This is a genomic window from Micromonospora sicca, from assembly GCF_003172935.1.
Taxonomy (GTDB): domain Bacteria; phylum Actinomycetota; class Actinomycetes; order Mycobacteriales; family Micromonosporaceae; genus Micromonospora; species Micromonospora sicca.
On record NZ_QGKS01000315.1, the window covers coordinates 1 to 22,917 of the forward strand.

The following is a 22,917-nucleotide window of genomic DNA, read 5'->3' on the forward strand; positions in this document are numbered from 1 at the left end:
CGCCGCCGCAGCCAAGGAAAAACCGACCGAGAGATCAAACGCTGCCTCAAGCGCTACATCGCCCGCGAAATCTACCGACGCCTCGAAACCCCGCCCTCAGAGCTTGACGCAGCATAGGAGCGTCCGGAACCGCCGGGGCCCACGGCGGTTGTGCATCCGCGGTGAGCCATCGGCGCGGCGCGGCGGCACCGCACCCAGCCAGCTCATGGTCAGTAACCGGCGCGGGATGTCTCGGAGACGCGCGGTGCGCGTACAGTTCCGGGTCGGACTTGGGGTGGGCCGGGTAGATCCGGCGCAGGGAACGGGACGAGACAGCGACGGCATGACGGCGGACAACATTACCGAAAACGGTCAATACGGCATTGACCCCGGCCGGCTGGAGACCTGTCTCAGCGTCTTCGAGGCGTTGGAGGACCTGCCTCCCGATCACCCCGACGTGGTGCGGGTGCAACAGGCCACCGCGAAGCTCTACAAGGTGATCAAGCAGCGGCGACGCGAGGAGCGGCGGGATGCCATCGCGGCGGCCGACCGCGCGGTGACGGCGGCCACCGCCACCGGCGCCCCCGGCCGAATCGACGACGAGACCCAGGGCATCCCGCTCGCCTCCCCCACCGCGGGTGCCACGGCCGGTCTTTTGCACAATCCGCGCGGCTGCTACGTCTGCAAGCAGCGCTACCGCGAGGTGGACGCCTTCTATCACCAGCTCTGCCCGCCCTGCGCCGCGCTCAACCGGGAGCGCCGGAACGCCCGCACCGACCTGACCGGCCGGCGCGCGCTGCTCACCGGCGGCCGGGCGAAGATCGGCATGTACATCGCGCTGCGGCTGCTGCGCGACGGCGCGCACACCACGGTGACCACGCGGTTTCCGCACGACGCGGTCCGCCGATTCGCCGCGATGCCGGACAGCGGGGACTGGCTGCACCGCCTGCGGATCGTCGGGATCGACCTGCGCGACCCCGCCCAGGTGATCGCCCTCGCGGACACGGTCAGTGGCCAGGGACCACTCGACATCCTGATCAACAACGCGGCGCAGACCGTCCGGCGCACTCCCGGGGCGTACGCGCAGCTCGTCGCCGCGGAGGCGGCGGCCCTGCCGGACGGCCCGCTGCCGGAGATGATCACGTTCGCCAAACCGGCCGGCCGGGGCGACTCGGCGGGCAGCCTGATCGCCCCGCCGCAGCCGGCCCCGATCAGCCCGCAGGCGCTCACCGCGCTGGCGCTGACGAGCGGCTCCGCCTCGCCGGAACGGATCGCGGCAGCCACCGCCATCGACGCCGGCGGTCTGGTGCCGGACCTCGACCCGGTGAACAGCTGGGTGCAGCGGGTGCACGAGGTGGACCCGGTCGAGCTGCTCGAAGTGCAGCTGTGCAACGTGACCGCGCCGTTCGTGCTGGTCAGCCGGCTGCGACCGGCGATGGCCGCAGCGCCCGCCCGGCGCAAGTACGTGGTGAACGTGTCGGCGATGGAGGGCCAGTTCGCCCGCGGCTACAAGGGGCCGGGGCACCCGCACACCAACATGGCCAAGGCGGCGCTGAACATGCTGACGCGGACGAGCGCCCAGGAGATGCTGGCCGACGGCATTCTGATGACCAGCGTCGACACCGGCTGGATCACCGACGAGCGGCCGCACCCGACGAAGGTGCGACTGGCGGACGCCGGCTTCCACGCCCCGCTGGACCTGGTCGACGGCGCGGCCCGGGTCTACGACCCGATCGTCCGCGGCGAACAGGGCGAAGACCTGTACGGCTGCTTCCTGAAGGACTACGCGCCCTGCGCCTGGTGATCAGCGCACCCCAGTACGGACGCTGGCGGGGCACGTCGACGGCGGTGAGCGCGCCAGTAAGCGGCTCGGCAGGAAGGCGCGTCAGCGCAACCGCCGGGCGGTGAAGCTGGCTGGCGGCTCGGCGATCGCGGCCTGGGCCGCGATCAGCTGGATCTCCCGGGTGCCCGCCGCGAGGGTCGCCTCCAGGACGGCGAAGACGGAGGCGATGGTGCGTTCCAGTGCCGTCGCGGGCGAGCCCGTCGTCCACAGATGCGCGAGGTACAGCGCGGCGGTGACGTCGCCGCCGCCGTTCGGGTTGATCGGCAGCAGCGGCGTGGTCACCGCCCAGGCGCCCTCGTCCGAGACGGCCACCACCTCCAGCGACCCCACCGGCACGTCGCCGTGCAGCACGCTGGTCACCAGGACGTGCCGCGGTCCCGTCTCGCGCACCACGTCGACCGCCTCCAGCACCTCCGCCAGCGAGTTCGTCCTACGGCCGGCGAGAAAGTCCAGCTCGAACTGGTTCGGGGTGATGATGTCCGCCCGCGGGACCACGATGTCCCGCATGTACTCCGGAATGCCCGGCCGCACGAACATCCCGCGGCCGGCGTCGCCCATCACCGGGTCGCAGCAGTACACCGCGTCCGAGTTGGCCGCCTTGACCTTGTCCACCGCGTCGAGGATCACCGCGCCCATCGCCGGGTCGCCCTGGTAGCCCGACAGGACCGCGTCCGCGCTGCCGAGGACCCCGCGGTCCGCGATGCCGGCGATCACCTCGGCCACGTCGGCCGGCGCCAGCAGCGGCCCGCGCCACGCGCCGTACCCGGTGTGGTTGGAGAAGTGGACCGTCAGTACCGGCCACACCTCGTGCCCGAGCCGCTGAAGAGGGAAGGCGGCCGCCGAGTTGCCGACGTGGCCGTAGGCGACCGAAGACTGGATCGACAGGATCTTCACCGGCTCATGATGGCGGTTCCCGCCGGTGCCGCACCTACTGCCCGCCGTTTCTGTCGGGTGACCCACTCCCGGGCCGTTCCTCGATGAGGAGGCCACGGGGACGGGTCTCTCACGCCATGGTGGCGGCCCCGGCCAGGCAGGCCACCACAAGCGGCGAGACCCGCACGGTCCGTGATGGGCCGGACGCGGCAGCACCCTTCCTCCAGCTACCCCCGGTCGGCATGAGCGCGCACCGGCTACGTCGGTGTCTTCGACGCCGTCCAGGCGGGATCAGCGCCGGGGCGACGGCTACATCCGGGAGCGAAGGCCGTTGATGATCTTCTCTGCCGTTGCCCGGTCATCGGCCGGGACGGTCGCGAGGGCCGCCACGTAGAGGCTTTCCCCCGCCGACCCCGGTCCGAACGCACCGGTTGGCGCCTTCCAGACGTGCTCCATCATCAACTGGACGAACCTGTCGCCGAAGAGGTTCGGCTCGGTCGTGCGGTCGGCGAGCCACGTCGTGTCGTCAACGGCCCGTACGGGCCCGAGCGCGAACGGCGGCCGTAGCCGAGACACGGCGTCGGAGTCGCACGGCTGCGAACAGGCTGCCAGCAACACCCGCAGGCTGGCCTCCCGCAAGGAGTCGGAGGAGTCCTCGGTGCATTCCCACTCGGCGGCTGAGGAGGCGCCCACGTCGGGCAGGCTGAACACCACGCAGTGCCAGGGGTATGTGCTGGGCAGCATGAACACGATGGGCAGCCCCTGCTGGCGGAAGGCCGTCGCCTCGCCCGAGGCGAACAGCGCTCCGCTGCCGGTGCCCGAGCCGCTGATGGACGGCAGTGGCATCGGCGTCGACAGGGGATAGTGGGGGTCCCGCGGCAGGGATGGCATCGGGACCCGCGCGGCAGCCCGGTCCACCACCGCGGCCTGGGCCCGCCCCAGCGGCGTCGCGGCGGCCCTACCCAGGGTGCAGCCGCCCCAGGAGAGTGTCCCGACGATGAGGAGCACCGCGATCCAGGACAGCTTCATCCGCCGGCGCCGCGACCGCTCGGCTTCCAGCCAGTTGCCGGGCGTCTCCTCATCCGGGCGGGCCACCCCGCTCAGCACCTTGCGTAGCATCGTGCGGCCATCTCCTGCGCCACGATCCGCGTCGCTTCGAACATGGCGTCGCGGGCCGCGTACGGCGTGTCCAGCTGCGCCTCGATCGTCACCGTGCCGATGCGCACGCGCACCTGCGCGAACTGCCGGACGCCCTCGTATGTCCCGCCGTACTCGAAGGACTCGTCGCCGATCCGGACGGGCGTCGGCTTCGCCTGGCAGTTGGGGCAATAGGCGTTGACGACCTCGTACCGGGCCCGCTGCGCCGCCGATTCCCCCTGCGATCGCGTCGACCGGACGTAACCGAACCACAGGTGCACCTCCGCCCGGTGGGCGCCCTCGCCCGCCCAACCCGAGAACTCGCACCAGCTTTTCGCGGGCCCGATCTCGGGCGGTGACTTCGACGCATCCGGCACCAGCCGGGCGATCGTCTCCGGGCGGACGAAATCGCACACGTCGATCGAGCGGTCTTTGGCCGGTACGTCGGCGGTCACGGCCTGCCAGCCGAAGAGGCCCACACCGAGTGCCCAGCCAACCATCAGCGCACAACATAGCCAGATGCGGGTCTGCCGCGGCATACCACGGAAGTGTGGAACCTCGCCGCACTCATCCCTACCGACGAGCACCAACCCGACAATCTGGTGTGACCCCGGCGCGTGCGTTCGTGATCCCGAACCTGCAGCCACCCAATTTCGCTGCGAGCGCTCGCCGAGACCGGCCTGGCCTGACTGCCGCAGCAGCGACTGGCGGGGCGGTCAGCTACGGGAGCGCGGCAGGCAGCACTTCTTGTACTTGAGGCCCGAGCCGCACCAGCAGGCGTCGTTGCGCTCCGGCGGCCACGGAATCTGCGCGCCGGGGCGGGTCGCCAAGTCTCGCGCGTAGCGGGTGCGGACCTCCGGATCCGTCGGCTCCCCGTCGTGCCGGCTGGCGTAGTCGGTCAGCCCATCCACCGATGCGCTGAGCACGCTCAGCCCGGTCCGACCGGCGTTGGTCTGCTGGACGAGGTGCCGTTCCAGGCGGCCCCGGTGCGCGTCCCAGTCCGGCCCGTACGCCTCGGTCAACTCGGCGTGCTCGGCGAGCAGGCGGTCGAACTCGGCCCGGGGCCAGAAGAGCAGGTCGGGCTCCGTGCCCTGCCGCTGCTCCGCCCGGCGGAGGAGCTGAGTCTCCAGCCGGTCCGACAGATCGTCCTGCCGATCATGCGGCAGGTTCAAGTCCCGGCGCACCCGGTGCCGCTGCTGCAGCAGGAAGAACAGGACGCCGGGCGCCTCCGGAGGGCCGACCTCCACCGTCGCCTCGGCGGCGGGTACGGCCTCCGTGGGTGCTCCCGCCGCGGTGGCGCGCCTGCCGAGCACGGTATCGACCGCCTCGCTCAGCCACTCCTCGGCGATCACGGAGAGACCGCCGGCGTCCAGGGCCGCGCTGACGTACACCGGGGCCTCGGGCTGCTCGATCAGGAGCTGGCGCAGCGCGGTGAGTTCCGCCATCGCCTCGTCCTCCCGGCCGCCGGCCCGGAACATGATCCGGGCCCGCAGCGCCCGGGCGAAGCCGGCCCGGGCGTCCTCCACCGACGGGTACGTCTCCAAGGCCCGGTCCGCGTACCGGAGCGCGGCGTCCAACCGCCCTCGGATCTCGGCGATCTCCGCGGCCAGGGTCAGCGCGTCCCCGGCGTCCTCCGGCTCCGCCAGCCGGCCCTGCTCCACCGCGTCTGCCAGGCCGGCGGCGACGCCGAGCGGATTGGCTGTGCCGAGCGCCGAGCGGCGAAGCTCGTCGAGGTCAGCGCTGGTGATCACATCTCTCGTCGGCACGATCTCACGGTACGTCCGGCTCCGCCGGTAGCGCTGGCTGATCACCTGTTACGCCGATCTCACGCAGCCTCGGGCCGCCGTCCGGGCGGGGATCCGGGCCGCGCCGCCGCCAGCGCGCGACGTGAGTCCGGATGGCATGGGGCCGGGGCGGCGGTGCCGCTCCGGCCCCCTGACGAGCCGTGCCTACCGTACGGTCAGCGGCACCTCGATCTTGTCGACGTCGGGTGAGTAGACCGGCGTCGTACTGTCGATCTCGATCGTGTTGGCGCCGGCATGCAGCTGCACGGCCACGGTCAGCGTGGCCGGGATGTCCCAACCACCACTGGGCGGGAAGGCCAGGGTGACGGCGTTCTGGCCGTTGGCCGAGATGGTCGCCGAGCGCGGGTCGTTCGTGGTGTAGCGGATGTTCACCTGGTAAGTGCCCGTCTTCGGCACGGTGACGCCGTTGATGCGCAGCGCGCCGCCGTTGTAGAGGTTGCCGACCTTCGCGCCGCCGGAGCAGTTGGCGCAGCCGCCGACCGAGGCACCGCGTACGAGGCTGTTCGTGCTGGCCTCGGCCTCGTAGCTGGCCATCTTGACGGCCCCGTCCTTGGGCGTGACCTTGAACAGCCGGGAGCCGTGGGACGGCAGGGTCGCCGAGATGCTGCCGTCGTAGCCGCCGAGCTCCTTGTGCTGCCACAGGTCGCGCACGGTGGCCTTGCCGCCGAAGCCGAAGCTGCTCCAGTTCGCGGTGACCTGTGCCGGGAAGCTGCCCATGTTGAACAGCGCGATCGTGTAACTGCCGTCGACGTTCTTCATGCCCCAGACCTGCGCGGAGCCGGTGGGCGTCACCGGGCGGGCCGGAACGCCCTGCTGGTCGATCGCGATCACCTCGCTGTTGGTGAGCAGGGACAGGCCGTAGGCGTCGAGCTTGGTGAGGTCGTCACCGGCGTACAGCGGGGCCGCCGAGATCGCCCACAGCGTCGTGTAGCTCTGCCGCTCGTCCTCGGTGAGGCCGTCCATCTCGCCGTTGCCGACGTTGAGCGAGTCGAGGTTGTTCCAGCCGCCGGGGCCGGCCCAGGGCGTCCAGCCGGGTACGTCGTCCCACCGGATCTTGACGGAGTTGTTCCAGGTCACCAGGGTGTCGCAGTAGCACTCCACGTCGGTGTCGATCCGCCAGCCGTTCGAGTGCTGCTTCCAGTCGGCGGCGTGGTTGCGGTCCAGCGACCAGGACAGGACAAACTGGATCGGGCGCCCGGTCTTGGCGATGGCCGCCTGCCAGGCGGCGACGTCCGCGACGTTGTTGTAGTTGTCGCCGCCGCGGAACGAGCCCGGCCCGACGCCGTCGAACTTGAGGAAGTCGTAGCCCCAGTCGGCGATCAGCTGGGCCTGCGAGTCGATGTACTTCTGGGCGCAGGGCTTGGAAAAATCGATCTTGTACGCCCCGTCCCAGCCGTTCGTCGTACGCAGGTCGGGGTAGACGATGTCGGCGGTGGTGCAGCCGGGAGCGTTCCAGATCGGCACCGTGCCGTTGCCGTACAGGGGCTTGTTCAGCCCGACGGTGAGGTAGATGCCGGCCTTGAGGCCCTTGGCGTGGATGGCGTCGGCCACGTATTTCATGCCGTGCGGGAACCGCTCGGGTGAGGCGATCTCACGCGCGTACCCGTCGAAGTTGAGCGCCCAGTCGTAGTTGGTGGACCAGCCGGCGTCGATGTTGACGTACTCGTAGCCGTAGGGCTTGAGCTTCGTGGCGAGGGCGTCGACCTGCTGGAGCAGGTTGGCCTCGTTCAGCCAGCTCGCGTTGCCGTTCGGGTTGACCCCGGGGTAGTTGGTGGCCTGCAGGCTCCAGCTGCTCCACCCCATGTAGGGGCGGTCCGCGACGCCCTGCGCGGCTGCCGCGGCGGCCGCCTTCTGCGCGGCCGCCCGGTCCGCGGGCGACGGGTCCTTCGTGGTGGCGCCGGGCGTCGCGCTGCTCGGCGTCGGCCTCGGCTTCGGACCGGGTACGGCGGCCTGCGTCCTCGGGACGGGTGCGGCAGCCTGCGCCGGGATGGCGCCCGCGCCGAGGGCCACCGCGAGGGTGGCGGCCAGGGCCACGCCGGTGCGGACTCGGCTCTCGCGCCGGGCGGGGGGTTCGACTCGCTGCGCGGTGGTACGTAACGGTGACTTCACAGTCACACCTCCTGGTTTGGGGGAGCCGGGGGTGGTGCCTGTTGCGAATTGGCCGGCCGGGGGCCGGATTGACGCCGGTGGGTCAGGGAACGACGAGCGACTGGACGCTCACGGCAGCCGGTCCGCGCGCCCACTCCTGACCCGTGTCCATGAGTGGGCGCGCGAACGTGGTGACGGCGGCGGAGGTCAGCCCGAGCCGGGGAGCGAGGCTGGCCAGAGGCAGTGGTCCTCCGGCCAGCACCGCCGTTGCCGATGGGGCCGCGACGAGCGAATCGGCGCCGGACTCGGGATACATGGACGAAACCTAAAATGAATAATTAACTTCGTCAAGCATTGATTTCCGTGCGCTCCGGGCGCTGCCCGTCCCGCTGCGGATCGTCGGCCTGACCAGCCACCCGGACTGACCAGGGCGCCCGGCAGTCAGGGCGGCCCGGCACCGTCGAGTTCGATGCGCACGTCGAAGCAGGACCGCAGGACGATGTCGGGCGTCTCCTGGCCGCGCTGGACGATGCTGTTGTCCCGGAAGCGGATCCCGCGTGTGCTCTTGGCGTCGAGCGCGGGCACGCCGTCGAGCACGAACTGGTTCTCCGTCACAACCACGCCACTGTGGACGGCGTGCCCCGGAGCGCGTCGGGTGCTCCTCGGATCGAGGTGGATTGCCGGTCCCCCCGGTTCGATGAACTTGTTGCCGCGGATCGTCAGGTCGCGCACTGGCCCGGACTCCCACCATTCGGCGGCGTCGCCGGAGACGTAGATGGCGGCCATTCCCATGTGCTCGAAACGGTTCTCCTCGATCAGCACGGCGCGGCGGGTCGTCACGAGCACTCCGCGCGTGGGGACGTTGCGGAAGATGTTGCGGACGATCCTCACGGTCGGCGTCCGGGTGACGTTCTCGACCGCGGTCCACCCGACGAGACCGTCCGGCAGTTCCACGTCGACAGTCACGAGGATGGTGCGCAGCGGTTGGTCGTGGTCGCGACCGCTCGGCTGTCGCACGGTCCGTACCGTGGCCGTGGCGATCGCCTGGAGCGTGGCGCGATCGACGAGCTCTACCTGGTCACCGGCCGCGAACTGGGGAAAGCCCGCCGTCTCCGGGTGTGGGTACGCCAGTTCGAGGGTACGAGGGTCCGGCTGACCGGCAAGCCGCAGATAGCTGCCGTGCACGTTGATCGGATCGTCATGCGGCCCGTCGAAGAGGCAGTCGCGCACGACAGCCCGTCCCGAGCAACCGGAGAACTGGATGAAGTCGGCGAAGCCGGCGCTGTGCCGCCCGCTGTCGGGCGGAGCCCGGAACTCGCACCCCTCCACCGTGACGTCCCTGCTGGTCTGAGCGACCACGCCGAAGCCGTGCAGGAAGCGGAACCGCAATCGCGACAGCGTCACGTCGCAACTGTCGAGCACGAGCGCACCGGGATGGTCGCGGGTCCTCGACCGCATCGAGTAGACTAGTCCCAGGTCGGCCGGTTCCTCGGCGTACCCGTAGTCGATCCGGATGTCGCGCTCCCTCACCAACCGGATCGACCGGACGTCCTCGAAAAGGGGGTTCGGGCCGCGCCACGTCCGCTGACCGGCGGGATCGTGGATCTGGGTGTACGCGAGCGCGTCGCGCCCGGACCAGGCAAACCCGCCCGATTCGAGCGCTTCCCCGTGCCAGCGGATCGACGCACCTTCGACGGAGAAGAGCGTGGCCGCGGGCACCCGGATCAGTCGGTAGGCCCGGCCTGCGGCGACGCCCGCGCCGACCACGGTGGCATCGACGACCGTCGGCACCGCGATGTCGAACTCGAGCCCCTCGACGCGTACCCGCTGCGAGTCGAGGACGGCGAAGGTCGTCTGGAGCCCGTGCAGGACGAGACGGGCGCCCTCCCCGGCGATGACCAGGTCGTCCGTCGCCTCCACGAGCAGCGCGATCGACTTGACGCGGTGTCGCGGGTCGTCCCCCACCGTGTTGGAGACGTACAGCTCACGTCCGTGCGCGCGGTCCGGCCACAGGTGGTATTCGCCTGGCGGGAAGCGAAGCTGCACCGGGCCGGCCGCGGCCCGTGCGGCGCGCAGCGCCGCCCGGACCGCGGGCGCGGCGTCGGTGTGCGGGTGCCCGGGAAGCGCCCCGAAGTCGGTGACGTCGAGCAGTGCCGGCATCTGCGTCACACCCCGGCCCGGTTGGCGACGGGCATTGCCATCGCTAACCCGCCTCGGGGACGAAGTCGAAGCCGAGCCGTACCCGGGCGGCGCGGTAACGCCCGGATGACCGGACCGGTGGACCGCAGCTCGCCGAGCCCAGTCCGGTGACGCCCGCCGCCAGGTGCACCCACAGGAGTCCCGCCTCGGCCAGCTCCGCCGCGTGCTGGGCGCGCTCGAGCTGCTCGGTCGACCAGGGCCGTACCGCGACCTCGAATGGCTGGACGCCCTCGATGCGCAGGCCGCCCTCGGGCACGGTCAACCGCAGCCGGCGCACGTCGGACCGATTGCCGTTCTCCTGCGGTACGACGTACGGGACCTGCGCGTCCCGGACCGTCATGCGGTGCCGGCCGTACCAGTTCGCGGAACGCGAGTCGGGGTAGCTCTCCCCCGGTCCGAGCCCGAGCCACTCGAGCTCCGTCGCGCCCGGCTCGGCGCAGCGCAGGGCGAGGACGACACCCAACCGGGGCAGGGGCAGCCGCCACTCGCCGCGGCGCTCGATCACGACGTCGAGCCGGAGGCGATCATCCCGCGCCGTCCAGTGGTAATCCACGTCGAATCCGCTGTCGAGACCGGGGGAACCGTAGCGCGCGACGCGTCGTACGGATCCGTCGCCCAGTCGAACCTCGACCGTACGATCCACCAGGCGATCGAAGCCGGCTGCCCGCCAGCGGGTTTCCAGCGACACTTGCTCGCCGAGTCCCGGGCACCGGTCGTTCTCCGTCGGCGCGCGCCAGACGTCGAGGCCGACCTGCGCGACCGCGAACGGACCCAGCGCCGTCGGTCGCGCCAGGTGATCGAACCGCTGGTCGACTGTGGTCGGCCGCGCCTCCGGGGCCGGCGGCAGTAGCTCCGCAGCCGTTGGCGGGGCAGCGGCACGGCGCCGCTGTTGCGTCCGCGCCAGGACGTGCCCGGCGTCGATTCCGGGGCGCGCGCTCCCGGTCGCCGCCGTAATCGTGAGCCACAGCTCCCCGCCCGCCGGTGTGTCCCGCTCCGCCCGGCGTACGGCGGGCGGGAGAGCAACCCGGCACTCCGACCGCGGCCCGACCACGATCGGGTCCAGCAGTCCCGCGTCGACGACCTCGCCGTCCAGCACCAGGAGCCACCGGAAGCCCACATCTTCGGTGGTGCTGAAACTCCAGCGGTTCCGCACGGAAAGCTGGTCGCCGTCCAGGCGCATCCGCACCGGCGCGATGACGGCCGCGAGTTCCGCGAGTCCCGGCGATGGGGTCCGGTCCGGGAAGAGCAGGCCGTCGATCACGAACGAGCCGTCGTGTACGGGCTCGCCGAAGTCCCCGCCGTAGCGGTACGCACGGCGTCCGTCCGGGCCGTCGCCGGCCAGGCCATGATCGATCCACTCCCAGACGAAGCCGCCGGCCAGCCTCGGGTACGCGTCGACGATCGCCTCGTAGTCGGCCAACCCGCCCGGCCCGTTCCCCATCGCGTGCGCGTACTCGCACATCAGCATCGGCAGCCCGCGCCGGCGACCGTCGCGGGCGGGGTCGGCGAGCGCAGCTTCGTCGTGCCGTCCGATCGCGTCGAGCTCGTCGAAGGTCGGGTACATCCGGCTGTAGACGTCGACCGCCTCGCATTCGACGTCCGGCTCGTAGTGGATCGGCCGGCTCGGGTCACGTTCCGCGGTCCACCGGGCGTTCGCCGCCAGGTTGACGCCCCACCCGGCCTCGTTGCCGAGTGACCACATCACGACGCTCGTCGAGTTCTTGTCGCGCTCGACCATTCGCCGCATCCGGTCGAGGTACACCTCGCCCCAGGCGGGGTCGTCGGAGGGGTTGCCCCGCCAGTCCACCAGCGAGAAGCCCTGCGTCTCGATGTCGCATTCGACCATCACGTACAGGCCGTACCGGTCACAGAGCTCAAGGAAGTACGGGTCGGGCGGGTAGTGACTGGTCCGCACCGCGTTGACGTTGTGCCGCTTCATCAAGATGACATCGCGCTCCAGCACGTCCCTGGTCAACGCACGCCCGGACCGGGCATCGAAGTCGTGCCGGTTCACTCCGCGGAACACCAGTGGCGCGCCGTTGAGCAGGAGCCGGCCCCCGTCGACGCGTACCGTGCGGAAGCCGATGTCGGCCGAGATCGTCTCGGCCCCGGTGGCGACCAGGATCCGGTAGAGCCGCGGCAGCTCGGCCGACCACGGTTCCACCGACGCGACCCGGATGGTCTCGCCGGCTACGCCGCGGACGCCAAGCTCGGTCAGCTCCACCGTCACCGGTTCGCGGCTGCGCGCCTCGACCCGGAGGAGGCCGTCGCCGGTGTGCTGGTCGTAGTCCGCGACGATGTGGACGTCGTCGATCCCGCCCGCGGGGCGGTGCAGCAGCGCGACCGACCGGAAGATGCCTGACAACCACCACTGGTCCTGGTCCTCGACGTAGCTGGCGAAGCTCCACTGGTGCACCCGCACCGCCAGGAGGTCGTCGCCCCCGGTGAGCAGCTCGGTCACGTCGAACTCGACGGTGAGCCGGCTGCCCGACCCCCGACCGACGAGCGAACCGTTCAGCCACACCTCGAACCAGGAGTCGACGCCGTCGAACCGGAGCAGCACGCGTCCGCCGTCCCAACCGGGCGGACGCCGCACGATTCGGCGGTACTCGCCGGTGGGGTTCGCCTCAGGCACGTACGGCGGGTCGATAGGAAACGGATAGCGCAGGTTCGTGTACGCGGGGGCGCCATAGCCGCACAGCTGCCAGTGCGCGGGAACCTGGATCTCGTCCCAGGTATCCCCGGGATCCGCGGGGTCCTTGCCGGAGAGCGCGGTCGGCGACCACGCGAACCGCCATCGCCCGTCGAGCGAGAGCTCACCCGCGTCCGAGCGGGTCCGGGCCCGGGGCGGCTGCGCTCCGACAGGCAGTGAGATGATCTCGTGAACTCCGGTCACCGCTTGCCTTCTTCGTGATCGTCGGTCAGGTCGCGCGGGCCGGCAGGCGCAGGCCCGACATGCCCCCGTCGACGGCGAGTGAGGTGCCCGTCACCGCCCCGGCGGTCGGCGACGCCAGATACACCACAGCCTCCGCCACCTCCTGCGCGGTGACCAGGCGGCCGGTGGGCTGGCGGGCGGCAAGCCGGCGCTTCTCGGCCTGCGGGTCGGCGGCGTTGGCCAGCAGCCGGGCCACCCACGGCGTGTCCACTGTGCCGGGTGCGACGCAGTTGACCCGGATTCCCTCGCCGACCAGGTCGGCGGCCATGGCCAGCGTCAGCGCGTGTACCGCACCCTTCGATGCCGAGTACAGCGCCCGCTTCGGCAGACCGGCGCCGGCCGCGATCGAGGAGATGTTGACGATCGCGCCCGCTCGGGATCGGCGCAGGTACGGCAGCGTGACAGCGGTGGTCCGGGCGACTCCGGTCACGTTCACGTCCAGGACGCGTGCCCATTGCGCGTCATCGTTCTCCTCGACCTCGCCGACGGCGGAGATCCCTGCGTTGTTGACCAGGATGTCCACCCCACCGAACGTGTGCGCGACCGAGGCCAGCGCCGCGGTGAGCGAGGCCCGGTCGGCCACATCGGCCCGTACCGCGTGGACGCGCGGATCCTCGGGTGCTTCCGTCGGATCGAGGTCGAGCACGCCCACCTGGGCGCCGGCGGCGTGGAAGGCCTCCACACAGGCGCGCCCGATCCCCGAGGCGCCACCGGTCACCACTGCCACCAAACCGTCAAACATGAAGAGTGCTCTCTTTCAGATCCGCCCGGTGGGGATTGACGCCGGGGATGCCCATGCCGGGCCGTCGGGGTAGGAGTAGGTGGCGAGGCTTTCCTGGCTCATTTCGGCCGAAAAGCCGGGCTGGGTCGGGGCGACGTAGTGGCCGTTGCGGACGATCGCCGGGGCGAGGAAGTGCTCGTGCAGGTGGTCGACGAACTCGAGGACGCGGTTCTCGGTCGTTCCCGACACGGCCACGAAGTCGAACATCGACAGGTGTTGGACGAGTTCGCACAGACCGACGCCGCCGGCGTGCGGGCACACCGGCACACCGTACTTCGCGGCCAGCAGCAGGATCGCGACGTTCTCGTTGACGCCACCGACCCGGCACGCGTCGATCTGCACGAAGTCGACCGCGCCCGCCTGGAGCAGCTGTTTGAACACGATCCGGTTCTGCACGTGTTCACCGGTCGCGACCCGGATCGGCCTGCCCTCGGGTGCGGCGGTGGCCAGAGCGGCGCGGATCGCGGCGTGCCCGAGCACATCGTCGGGGCTGGTGGGCTCCTCGATCCACCACGGGTCGTACGGGGCCAGCGCCGTCATCCACTCGACTGCCACTGCGACGTCCCAACGCTGGTTGGCGTCGACCGCGATCCGGATGCCCGGGCCCACGGCCTCGCGAGCCAACCGGAAGCGGTGGACGTCGTCGGGCAGATCAGCACCGACCTTCAGCTTGATCTGGGTGAACCCGTCGGCCACCGCCTGCTTCGCCAGCCGAACCAGCTTCTCGTCGTCGTACCCGAGCCAGCCCGGTGAGGTGGTGTAGGCGGGGTATCCGCGGGCCTGCAGCGTTGCGATCCGCCCGGCCCGGCCGGGCTCGGCGGCCCGCAGGATCCGCAACGCCTCCTGTGGGGTGAGCGCGTCGGTGAGGTAGCGCCAGTCGACGAGGTCGACGATCTGCTCGGGGGTGAGGTCGGCGAGATAGCGCCAGACAGGTTTACCGGCGCGCTTGGCGACCAGGTCCCACATCGCGTTGATGAGTGCTGCGGCGGCGAGGTGTACGACCCCCTTTTCCGGCCCGAGCCAGCGCAGTTGCGAGTCGTGGGTGAGACTGCGGGCGAACGCGCCGAGGTCGACGGCATCGGGATCGACGCCGACGACGAACGGGGCGAGCACCTCGATCGCCACTCGACAGATGTCGTTGCCGCGGCCGATGGTGAACGTGAACCCGTGCCCGTCGGGCCCCTCGTCGGTGCGCAGGACGACGTAGGCGGCCGAGTAGTCCGGGTCGGGGTTCATCGCGTCCGAGCCGTCCAGCTCGCGCGAGGTCGGAAACCGTACGTCGAAGGTGTCGACGGCGACGATCACGGCCATCAGGCGCTCCTCAGGAGCGAACGCTGCCGGCCGAGGCCGTCGATCTCGACCTCCATCACGTCACCCGGCGCCAGGTACGGGAAGCGGCCCGAGAGCGCCACACCCTGCGGCGTGCCGGTGTTGACGAGGTCCCCCGGATCCAGGACGGAGTACTGGGACAGGTGCCACACCAGGTACGCCACGTCGAAGATCATGTCTTTGGTGGAGGAGTCCTGCCGGATGTCGTCGTTGACCCACGAGCGCAGCCGCAGCGCCTGCGGGTCGGTGATCTCGTCGGGCGTCACCAGCCACGGTCCGAGCGGCTGGAAGGTCTCGCACGACTTCCCCTTCGACCACTGCCCGCCCGACTGCGCGAGCTGAAAGTCCCGCTCCGACACGTCGTTGGACAGCACGAAACCGGCGATGTGCCCGAGCGCTTCCTCAGGGGAGGACAGGTACCGAGCGCGCCGGCCGATCACCACGCCCAGCTCGACCTCCCAATCGGTCTTCGCCGATCCGGGCGGGATCAGCACGTCGTCGAACGGACCGACCACGGTGTTCGGGGCCTTGTAGAAGATGATCGGCGTGGTCGGCGGCTGCGCGCCGGACTCGGCCGCGTGGGCGGCGTAGTTCTGGCCGACGCAGAGGATCACGCCGGGGCGCGCGACGGGTGCCCCGATCCGCTGTCCCACGATGTCGATCTCGGGCAGGCCGGTCGCCTCGCCTACGCGCCGCAGCCCGTCGGAGGCGAAGAACGCCGGGTCGAGATCGGCGGTGACCGATGACAGATCGAAGTGACGGCCGTCGGCGTACAGAACGGGCTTCTCCTCCCCCGCCGGTCCAACACGCATGAGCTTCAAGAGCCAACCTCCAGACGATAGGTACGGATCGCGGTGCCGGCCGCGATGGCGGTCCGCTCGCCTGCCGACAGCTCGCTCAGGCAATTGTCGATCGCCTCGAGGGCAGCGGGGTACGAGGCGACGAGTTCGCAGACCGGCCAGTCGGAACCGACCATGAGCCGCTCGGGACCGAAGAGGTCCAGAGCGGTGTCGACGTACGGCCGGATGGTGGAGACGTTCCACCGGGGGCCAGCCTCGGTCAGCAGGCCGGACAGCTTCGCGACGACGTTGCCACAGGCGGCCAGTCCCGCCACGGCCGCGCGCCACTCGGCGAACCCCTCGGCTCCCGCGCCGATCCGGGGCTTGCCGAGGTGGTCGAGCACGAAGGTGGTGCCCGGGGTGGCGCGCGCCGCAGCGGCGCTGGCGGCCAGCTGTCCGACCCGGACGATCAGGTCGTAGGTCAACCCCGCGGCGCCGATGGTGGCCAGCGCCGCCCGCACGTCCACCCGGGCGAGGAACGCCGGGTCGTCGACGCCCTGCACCTGGTCGCGGATACCGACGAGTTTCGCTCCGCCGGGCAGGTCGCGGTAGCCGGCCAGGGTGGCGGGCAGGTCCGGGTCGGTGAGGGACGCCCAACCGACCACGCCCGCGATGTGCGCAGTGGCGGCGGCCAGGGCGAGGAACTCGGCGGTTTCGGCGACGTCGCAGCGGCCCGCCTCGACCAGCACGCCAGCCGTGACGCCTGCCGCCGCCAGCCGGGGCGTGAGGTCGGCGACCGTGTAATCGCGCCGGATCGCCGCCAGACCCGGCGCGGCGAGCCACGGGTAGTCGGCGGTCCACAGGTGGTGGTGTGCGTCGACGATCACGGTGTGGGCACCTCCTCCGGCAGCAGGCCGTCCTTCTTCAGATCGGCCCACAGGGCGCCCGGGATCTCCCATTCGAACATCTCCAGGTTGTCGGTGATCTGCTCGGGATCCCGGGCTCCGACCACGACGCTGGCGACGGCCGGATGGCCGAGCGGGAACTGGATCGCCGCCGCCCTCAGTGGCACCGAGTGCCGCTCGCACACCGCCTGGATCGCCAGCGCCCGTTCGATCAGGGTCCGCTCGGCCGGGGCGTAGTCGTAGTGGGCGCCCGGCTTCGGGTCGGCGAGCAGGCCCGAGTTGTACGCCCCGGCCGCGAGAACCGAGATGCCCCTCTCCAGGCACAGCGGCAACAGCTCGGCCGACCCCGATTGATCCAGCAGCGTGTATCGCCCGGCGAGCATGAAACAGTCGAAGTCGCCGGCCCGAGCGAGGTCGACCAGCATCTCCGCCTGATTCATGCCTGCGCTGACCGCGCCGATGTCGCCCCGCGCGCGCAAGTCGGCCAGCGCCGGGTAGGCCCCGCTCACCGCTTCGTCGAAGTGGTGGTCCGGGTCGTGGATGTGCGCGATGTCGACTCGGTCCAGGCCCAGCCGCTGGAGGCTCTCCGCGTGCGAGCGCAGCACCCCGTCGTAGGAGAAATCGAAGACCGGAGTGAGCTCGCTCGGCTCCGCCCAGAACTCCTGCTCCGCGACGCCGCCCGGCACGAGCAGCCGACCGACCTTGGTCGACAGCGTGAACTCCTCGCGCGGCTTGCCCGACAGCACCGCACCGGCCCGGCGCTCCGACAGGCCGCCGCCGTAGAGCGGGGCGGTGTCGAAGTAGCGCAGTCCGAGGTTCCAGGCCGCCTCGACCGTGGCCCGGGCGACCTCGTCGCCGACGGCGGTGAACAGCCCGCCGATTGGTGCGAGCCCGAAGCCCAGCCGGGTCACCTCCACCTCGGTGCGCCCCAGTCGGACCTTCTCTGTGGCTTTCACTCGCCCTCCCGCGAACCGTGGCTGAGATCGAGCTGGGCGTGGGGCGCCGGGGGCGCCGCCGCCGGAGTGATGGCGGTCGTCACGCGACTCGCCTGGACTCGATCGCGTCCCGGTCCCAGTCGATGCCGAGCCCGGGGGCGGTCGGAGCGAGAGCGTGGCCTCCCGCGACGGCGATCTCGGACCGGGTTACCGCCCGCAGCTGCGGGATGTACTCAAGGTATCGACTGTTGGGCACCGCGGCACACAGGCTCACGTGCAGCTCCATGAGGAAATGCGGGCAGACTTCGACGTTGCACGCCTCTGCCAGGTGGGCGACCTTGAGCCAGGGGGTGATCCCGCCGACCCGGGCGACGTCGACCTGGATGATGCCCGCAGCCTGGCGGCGCAGGTATTCGGCGAACTGCCCGATCGAATACATCGACTCGCCGACGGCGATCGGGATGCTGGTCGAGCGGGCGAGCAGCTCGTGCCCGGCGACGTCGTCGGCAGGCAGCGGCTCCTCGAACCAGGCGAGCCCGTACGGTTCGAGCAGCCGCGCCCGGCGGATGGCCTCCGCGGCGGTGAGCGATTGGTTGGCGTCGACCATCACGTCGAGCCGGTCGCCGACGGCGGCTCGGACCGCAGCGATGCGCTCGGCGTCCTCGGCCGGATCGGGCTTGCCCACCTTCAGCTTGACGCCCGGCCAGCCGGCCGCCTGTGCCGCTTTCGCCCCGGCGACCAGCTCCTCGGTGCTGAGCTGCAGCCAGCCGCCCTCGGTGTCGTAGAGCGGAATGCGGTCCTTGGCCCCGCCGGCCAGCATCCACAGGGGCAGGCCGGCGGCCTTGGCACGCAGGTCCCACAGCGCGGTGTCGACAGCGGCCAGGGCCAATGAGGTGATCGCGCCGACGGCGGTGGCGCGGGTGCTGGCGTAGAGATCTCGCCACACCGCCTCCACCCGGGCCGCGTCCAGGCCGATCAGGCGGGGCACCAGGTGGTCGCGCAGGAGCGCGAGCACGGCGGTGCCGCCGGTCCCGATGGTGTACGAGTAACCAGTACCCTGCTGGCCGTCGGCCGTGCGAACCTCGACGAAAACCGTCTCCTGCTTGACGAACGCCTGCACCGCATCGGTGCGGACCGTCTCGACGGCGATATCGACCAGGTACGCCTCGGCATGCGTGATCGTGGACATCACTGGCACGTCAGGTATTCCGCTCGATGAGAACCAGCCCGACACAGGCCAGCACAGTGAGCTCAAGCCGGTCCGCGAGGACATCTCGCAGCGTCGACCGTCGCGCCCAGCCGGCCGTCGCCGACCGCAGCGGCCTCCGCCTGCTCTGCGGCCGGCGCCGGCCGGCTGGGCGTAGTGTCACTTGCCGGCCTTGTACCCGTCGTAGTCCTTCTGGTTCAGTTCCAGGTACCGCTTCAAGCCGACGCCGTCGAGACCCTTGACGTAGGCGTCCCATTCGGTGTCGATGTTCTTCGACCCCGTGATGAAGGCCAGCTGGCCCTGGGAGACATAGCTGTCGAGGTTGGTCTTCAGCGTGGCGATCTCGGCGCTGGCACTCGGGTCGGTCCAGACCGAGACGGTCGGGAAGAATTGCGCCTTGTCATCGTGGCCCTCGTACAGCTTGGTTGCCTGGAACAACCGCCGCTCGTATCCGGCCTCGGCGTAGATGTCCATCGGCACCACGTTGGCGTTGCGGTAGGCGAGGGTCAGGTTGTACTGCGCCATCGCGTCCCAGGAGAGGTTCTTGGGCGCCTCCGTACCGGGCGTGCGCTTGTACAGCGGCTGGACACTGTTGTCGAGCGCGATGTCGCCGGCTCCCGGCTTGTTCCAGCCCACGCCCTCCGGACCCATCACCGCGATGTTGGTGCCCTCGGTCGTGTAGATGTAGTCGAGCATCTTGATCGCCGCGACCTGCGCCTCCTTGCTGGCCTTGTTGGTCAGCATGAAGGTGAAGGTGCTGGAGCTCGGGTAGTTCAGACCGCTGTAGCTCTTACCGGACGGCCCGGTGAGCGGCGGCGCGGCGTCGTACTGCTTGTCGCGGCCGTCCTTGGAGCCCAGCTGCACGAAGATAGCCGGGTGCAGGAGAGGCGACGAGCCGATCATGACGGCGTCGGGGTCGTTGCCGGTCGCCTGTAGTGCCTCGGCGTTCTGGGTGAACGAGGCCTGGTCGATCAAACCCTCCTGGAACAGCGAGTGGATGTACTTCAGGCCTTCGCGCCACTCGGGCGTGTTCACCGGAGTGGTGACCTTGTCGCCGTCGAGGGTGAGCAGCCCGAGACCGCCGTTGTTCGCACCGGCCGGCGGGTAGGCGAACCCGCCCATCAGGTAGTCGATCAGGTGACCGTCCTGCACGTCGGCGGTCATCGGGATCTCGTCGGCCTTGCCGTTGCCGTTCGGGTCCTTGGCCTTGAACGCCCGCAGGACCGTACGCAGCTCCTCGGTGGTCTTCGGCATCGGCAGGTTCAGCTTCTTCAACCAGGCACTGTTGATCCACAACTTGTCCGGGTAACTGCAGTGGAAGCAGTCCGACCATTGCGGCAACGCGTAGATGTGCCCGTCGGGCGCAGTCGACATCTCCCTGAGCGTCTGGTTGGAGTCCAACGCCTTCTGGATGTTCGGCGCGTTGTCCTTGATCAGCTTCTCCAGCGGCACCGCGACGCCCTGCTTGCCCAGCTTCAGCACGTCGGCCTGGGAAAACCCGTCCACCCAGGGGATAAGCATGAACAGGTCCGGGTAGTCGCCGCTGGCGAGCGAGATCTGCCTCTTCTCCCTGGCCGGCCCCGCGTCGAACGTGGTGGTCTGCCAGCGGAACTGGATCTTGAACTTGTCACTCATCAACTTCGTGACCGGGTTGGTGTCCAGATTCAGGTCCGCGTTGGCGGGCGAGAACGTGTCGACGATGACCTTGCCGTCGGGGCCCATCTCGGCCTTGGGGGCGTCATTCTTGTTGTCGGAACTGCACCCCGCCACCGCCAGTGCCGCGGCTATCGTCAGTGCAGCGACTTTCCTGATAGAACGCATTTCTATGGTTCCTTCCAATCGCGAATTGCTATCCCTTGACGGCGCCGACCAGCACGCCCTTGGTGAAGTGGCGGGCGATGAACGGGTAGATGATCAGTACGGGCAGGCTCGACACGACGATGAGGGCGTACTTCAAGACGTTGGCGAGCTGCTGCTGTTGGAGCTGCTGCGCCACGTCCGTTGCGCCGACGTTGCGCTGGTTCAGGATGAGCATGTTCCTGAGCACGATCTGCAGTGGATATAGATCGGGATCCTTGAGATAGACCAGGGCGTCGAAGTAGGTGTTCCATTGGTAGATCGTGTACATCAGCACGAGGACGGCCAGCAGCGGCTTCGACAGCGGCAGCACTACCGACCGGAGAAACCGCAGCTCGCTCGCCCCGTCCAGCGTCGCCGCCTCATAGAGCTCGTCCGGGATCGAGTGGGCGAAGAAGGTGCGCGCGATGATCACCTGCCAGACGCCGATCGCGTTGGGGATCAGCAGCGCCCAGCGGGTGTTCAGCAGGCCGAGGTCCTGGACCACCATGTACGTCGGGATCAGGCCGCCCGAGAACAGCATCGTGAAGATCAGGACGGTCATCAGCACGTTGCGCCCGAAGAACGTCTTGCGCGACAACGGGTAGGCAATGGCCACGGTCAGCGTGACGCTGATCAGGGTGCCGGCGACGGCGTAGATCAGTGAGTTGTAGTACCCCCGCAGGACCTGCGGGTTGCTGAGAGCGACTTTGTAGGCGTGCAGCGAGAACTCGACCGGCCAGAACTTCACCCGGCCTGCGCTGACGGCGGTCGCGCTACTGAAGGAACTGGCGACGATGTAGATCAACGGCAGCAGCACCAGCGCCAGCATCACGGCGAGCATGAGCGTGATGACGACCAGGAACACTCGGTCGCCGAACGGCTCGCGGACCTTCTTCGTGGCCGCCGGCTTCCGCCGCGGCCTGGACACGGTCGACGTCGTCGGCGTGCTCATCGCCATAGTCCACTCCCGGTGATCCGCTTGGCAGCGAAGTTGACCAGCAGCAGCAGGCAGAGGTTGACCACCGAGTTGAACAGGCCGACGGCGGTCGCCATGCTGAAGTCCGCGTTGATCAGGCCGGTCTTGTAGACGTAGGTGGGGATGATCTCCGACTGCGCCAGGTTCAGATCGTTCTGCAGCAGGTAGGCCTTCTCGAATCCGATCGCCATCATGTTTCCCACGCCGAGGATCAGGACGATCACCGCGGTGGGCATGATTCCCGGCAGGTCGATGTGCCGAATCCGTTGCAGCCGGCTGGCGCCGTCGATCTTGGCCGACTCGTGCAGCGCCGGATCGATGCCGGCGAGCGCGGCCATGTAGATGACGGCCGAATAACCCGCGGTCTGCCAGACGTCGGACCAGACATAGATGTGCCGGAAGTAGTTCGGATCGCCGAGGAAGTTGATCGGCGCGATCCCGAACAGCCCGAGCCCGTCGTTCACGACGCCGAGCCGCGGCGACAGCACGAGGATCGTCATCGAGACCACCACGACGGTGGAGATGAAGTAGGGCGCGTAGGTGACCATCTGCACGGTGCGCTTGAACCAGCCGTTGCCGATCTCGTTCAGCGCGATGGCAAGCATGATCGGGATCGGGAAGCTCGCCAGCACCAGGTAGAACGCCAGGATGAAGGTGTTCTCCAGCAGCGTGCCGAAAACCGGGTTGGTGAAGAACAGTTCGAAGTTCTTGAAGCCGATCCAGTCGCTGCCCCACGGCCCCTGGATGACGTTGTAGTCCTTGAACGCGATGACGGCGTTGCCGATCGGGATGTACTTGAAGATGACAAAGTACGCCAACGGCACGATCACCAGCAGGTACAGCTGCCAATGCAGCCGCCAGGATCGCTGCGCCTCGGCCCAGCGGCTACGCCGACGCGTGGGCGCGTTCCTGCGCCAAGGGGACCGGACCCGCAGCCGGGTCACGCCGGCCGGCGGACTCGGGCGCGGCGTGGTGATCGTCATCAGGCCACCCACAGGTCGTCGGTGGCGTCCAGGTCCCCACGGCGTACGCCCCGCGGCCGAACCGAGTCGTCCACTGGTCTGGTGCGGGTGATGGCACCCGGCTGCGGGATGTGCTCGACGTGCCTGCCGGCGGGGCTCGGCTTCGGACCGGGTGCGGCAGCCTGCGCCGGGACGTCGCTGGGGGCGGGCGTCGCGCCCAGCCGGGCGGCCAGCGCCGTTTGGCGGGTGCGGACGCGGCTCGCTCGCCCGGCGGAGAGGCCGCCGGGCTGCCCGGGGCTGCGTGACGGTGACCTCACAGTCACACCTCCTACTGGTGGGTGGGGG

General features: G+C 69.9%; 19 protein-coding genes. 1 reads left to right on the forward strand and 18 read right to left on the reverse strand.

Features of this window, described 5'->3' with window-relative positions; translation table 11 throughout:
* Window positions 1-322: 322 nt before the first annotated feature.
* On the forward strand, window positions 323-1,783 hold the full coding sequence (locus DKT69_RS26320) for an SDR family NAD(P)-dependent oxidoreductase (RefSeq protein WP_109804187.1): 1,461 nt from the start codon (window positions 323-325) through the stop codon (window positions 1,781-1,783).
* An 81-nt stretch (window positions 1,784-1,864) separates the two neighbouring features.
* Here DKT69_RS26320 and pdxY read toward each other — a convergent pair whose 3' ends face one another.
* From pdxY to DKT69_RS37910, 18 genes are all read right to left on the reverse strand, one after another.
* Entirely contained in the window at window positions 1,865-2,716 is an 852-nt protein-coding gene (gene pdxY / locus DKT69_RS26325; protein ID WP_109804188.1) for a pyridoxal kinase PdxY, read from the reverse strand.
* 288 nt (window positions 2,717-3,004) lie between these two features.
* On the reverse strand, window positions 3,005-3,814 hold the full coding sequence (locus DKT69_RS26330; protein WP_146231215.1) for a hypothetical protein: 810 nt from the start codon (window positions 3,812-3,814) through the stop codon (window positions 3,005-3,007).
* Complete coding sequence (locus DKT69_RS26335; RefSeq protein ID WP_146231216.1) at window positions 3,796-4,371, reverse strand: hypothetical protein; 576 nt, start codon at window positions 4,369-4,371, stop codon at window positions 3,796-3,798. Before DKT69_RS26335 ends, DKT69_RS26330 begins: the two co-directional genes overlap by 19 nt.
* Window positions 4,372-4,548: 177 nt before the next feature.
* Window positions 4,549-5,598 (reverse strand): SEC-C metal-binding domain-containing protein, encoded by a 1,050-nt coding sequence (locus DKT69_RS26340; protein ID WP_109804202.1) that lies wholly within the window; start codon window positions 5,596-5,598, stop codon window positions 4,549-4,551.
* Window positions 5,599-5,781: 183 nt separating this feature from the next.
* Window positions 5,782-7,746, reverse strand: a complete 1,965-nt coding sequence (locus tag DKT69_RS26345; protein WP_201749872.1) for an alpha-galactosidase D — start codon at window positions 7,744-7,746, stop codon at window positions 5,782-5,784.
* Between the two features lie 82 nt (window positions 7,747-7,828).
* A complete protein-coding gene (locus DKT69_RS26350; RefSeq protein ID WP_109804191.1) occupies window positions 7,829-8,041 on the reverse strand; it encodes a hypothetical protein in 213 nt (70 codons plus the stop codon).
* Window positions 8,042-8,166: 125 nt separating this feature from the next.
* Window positions 8,167-9,885 (reverse strand): right-handed parallel beta-helix repeat-containing protein, encoded by a 1,719-nt coding sequence (locus DKT69_RS26355; RefSeq protein WP_146231217.1) that lies wholly within the window; start codon window positions 9,883-9,885, stop codon window positions 8,167-8,169.
* Window positions 9,886-9,928: 43 nt separating this feature from the next.
* The gene (locus DKT69_RS26360) at window positions 9,929-12,820 is read right to left on the reverse strand and encodes a glycoside hydrolase family 2 TIM barrel-domain containing protein (protein ID WP_109804193.1); all 2,892 of its coding nucleotides are present in this window, start codon (window positions 12,818-12,820) and stop codon (window positions 9,929-9,931) included.
* A 25-nt stretch (window positions 12,821-12,845) separates the two neighbouring features.
* Window positions 12,846-13,601 (reverse strand): SDR family NAD(P)-dependent oxidoreductase, encoded by a 756-nt coding sequence (locus tag DKT69_RS26365; RefSeq protein WP_109804194.1) that lies wholly within the window; start codon window positions 13,599-13,601, stop codon window positions 12,846-12,848.
* Window positions 13,602-13,616: 15 nt separating this feature from the next.
* Entirely contained in the window at window positions 13,617-14,951 is a 1,335-nt protein-coding gene (locus tag DKT69_RS26370) for an L-fuconate dehydratase (RefSeq protein ID WP_109804195.1), read from the reverse strand.
* Window positions 14,951-15,781, reverse strand: a complete 831-nt coding sequence (locus DKT69_RS26375) for a fumarylacetoacetate hydrolase family protein (protein WP_438361875.1) — start codon at window positions 15,779-15,781, stop codon at window positions 14,951-14,953. Before DKT69_RS26375 ends, DKT69_RS26370 begins: the two co-directional genes overlap by 1 nt.
* Before the next feature lie 5 nt (window positions 15,782-15,786).
* Entirely contained in the window at window positions 15,787-16,635 is an 849-nt protein-coding gene (locus DKT69_RS26380) for an amidohydrolase family protein (protein ID WP_236648363.1), read from the reverse strand.
* Window positions 16,632-17,609, reverse strand: coding sequence for an aldo/keto reductase (locus DKT69_RS26385; RefSeq protein ID WP_109804198.1), 978 nt, complete (start codon window positions 17,607-17,609; stop codon window positions 16,632-16,634). The genes DKT69_RS26380 and DKT69_RS26385 overlap by 4 nt, the downstream gene beginning before the upstream one ends.
* 79 nt (window positions 17,610-17,688) lie before the next feature.
* Complete coding sequence (locus tag DKT69_RS26390) at window positions 17,689-18,777, reverse strand: mandelate racemase/muconate lactonizing enzyme family protein (protein WP_109804199.1); 1,089 nt, start codon at window positions 18,775-18,777, stop codon at window positions 17,689-17,691.
* Between the two features lie 177 nt (window positions 18,778-18,954).
* Window positions 18,955-20,634 carry a type 2 periplasmic-binding domain-containing protein gene (locus tag DKT69_RS26395; RefSeq protein ID WP_236648364.1) on the reverse strand — a complete coding sequence of 560 codons (1,680 nt, stop codon included), beginning with the start codon at window positions 20,632-20,634 and terminating at the stop codon, window positions 18,955-18,957.
* 10 nt (window positions 20,635-20,644) lie between these two features.
* Window positions 20,645-21,586 (reverse strand): carbohydrate ABC transporter permease, encoded by a 942-nt coding sequence (locus DKT69_RS26400; RefSeq protein ID WP_236648365.1) that lies wholly within the window; start codon window positions 21,584-21,586, stop codon window positions 20,645-20,647.
* The gene (locus tag DKT69_RS26405) at window positions 21,583-22,593 is read right to left on the reverse strand and encodes an ABC transporter permease (protein WP_109804204.1); all 1,011 of its coding nucleotides are present in this window, start codon (window positions 22,591-22,593) and stop codon (window positions 21,583-21,585) included. The genes DKT69_RS26400 and DKT69_RS26405 overlap by 4 nt, the downstream gene beginning before the upstream one ends.
* Window positions 22,593-22,889 carry a hypothetical protein gene (locus DKT69_RS37910; RefSeq protein WP_146231218.1) on the reverse strand — a complete coding sequence of 99 codons (297 nt, stop codon included), beginning with the start codon at window positions 22,887-22,889 and terminating at the stop codon, window positions 22,593-22,595. Before DKT69_RS37910 ends, DKT69_RS26405 begins: the two co-directional genes overlap by 1 nt.
* Window positions 22,890-22,917: the final 28 nt, after the last annotated feature.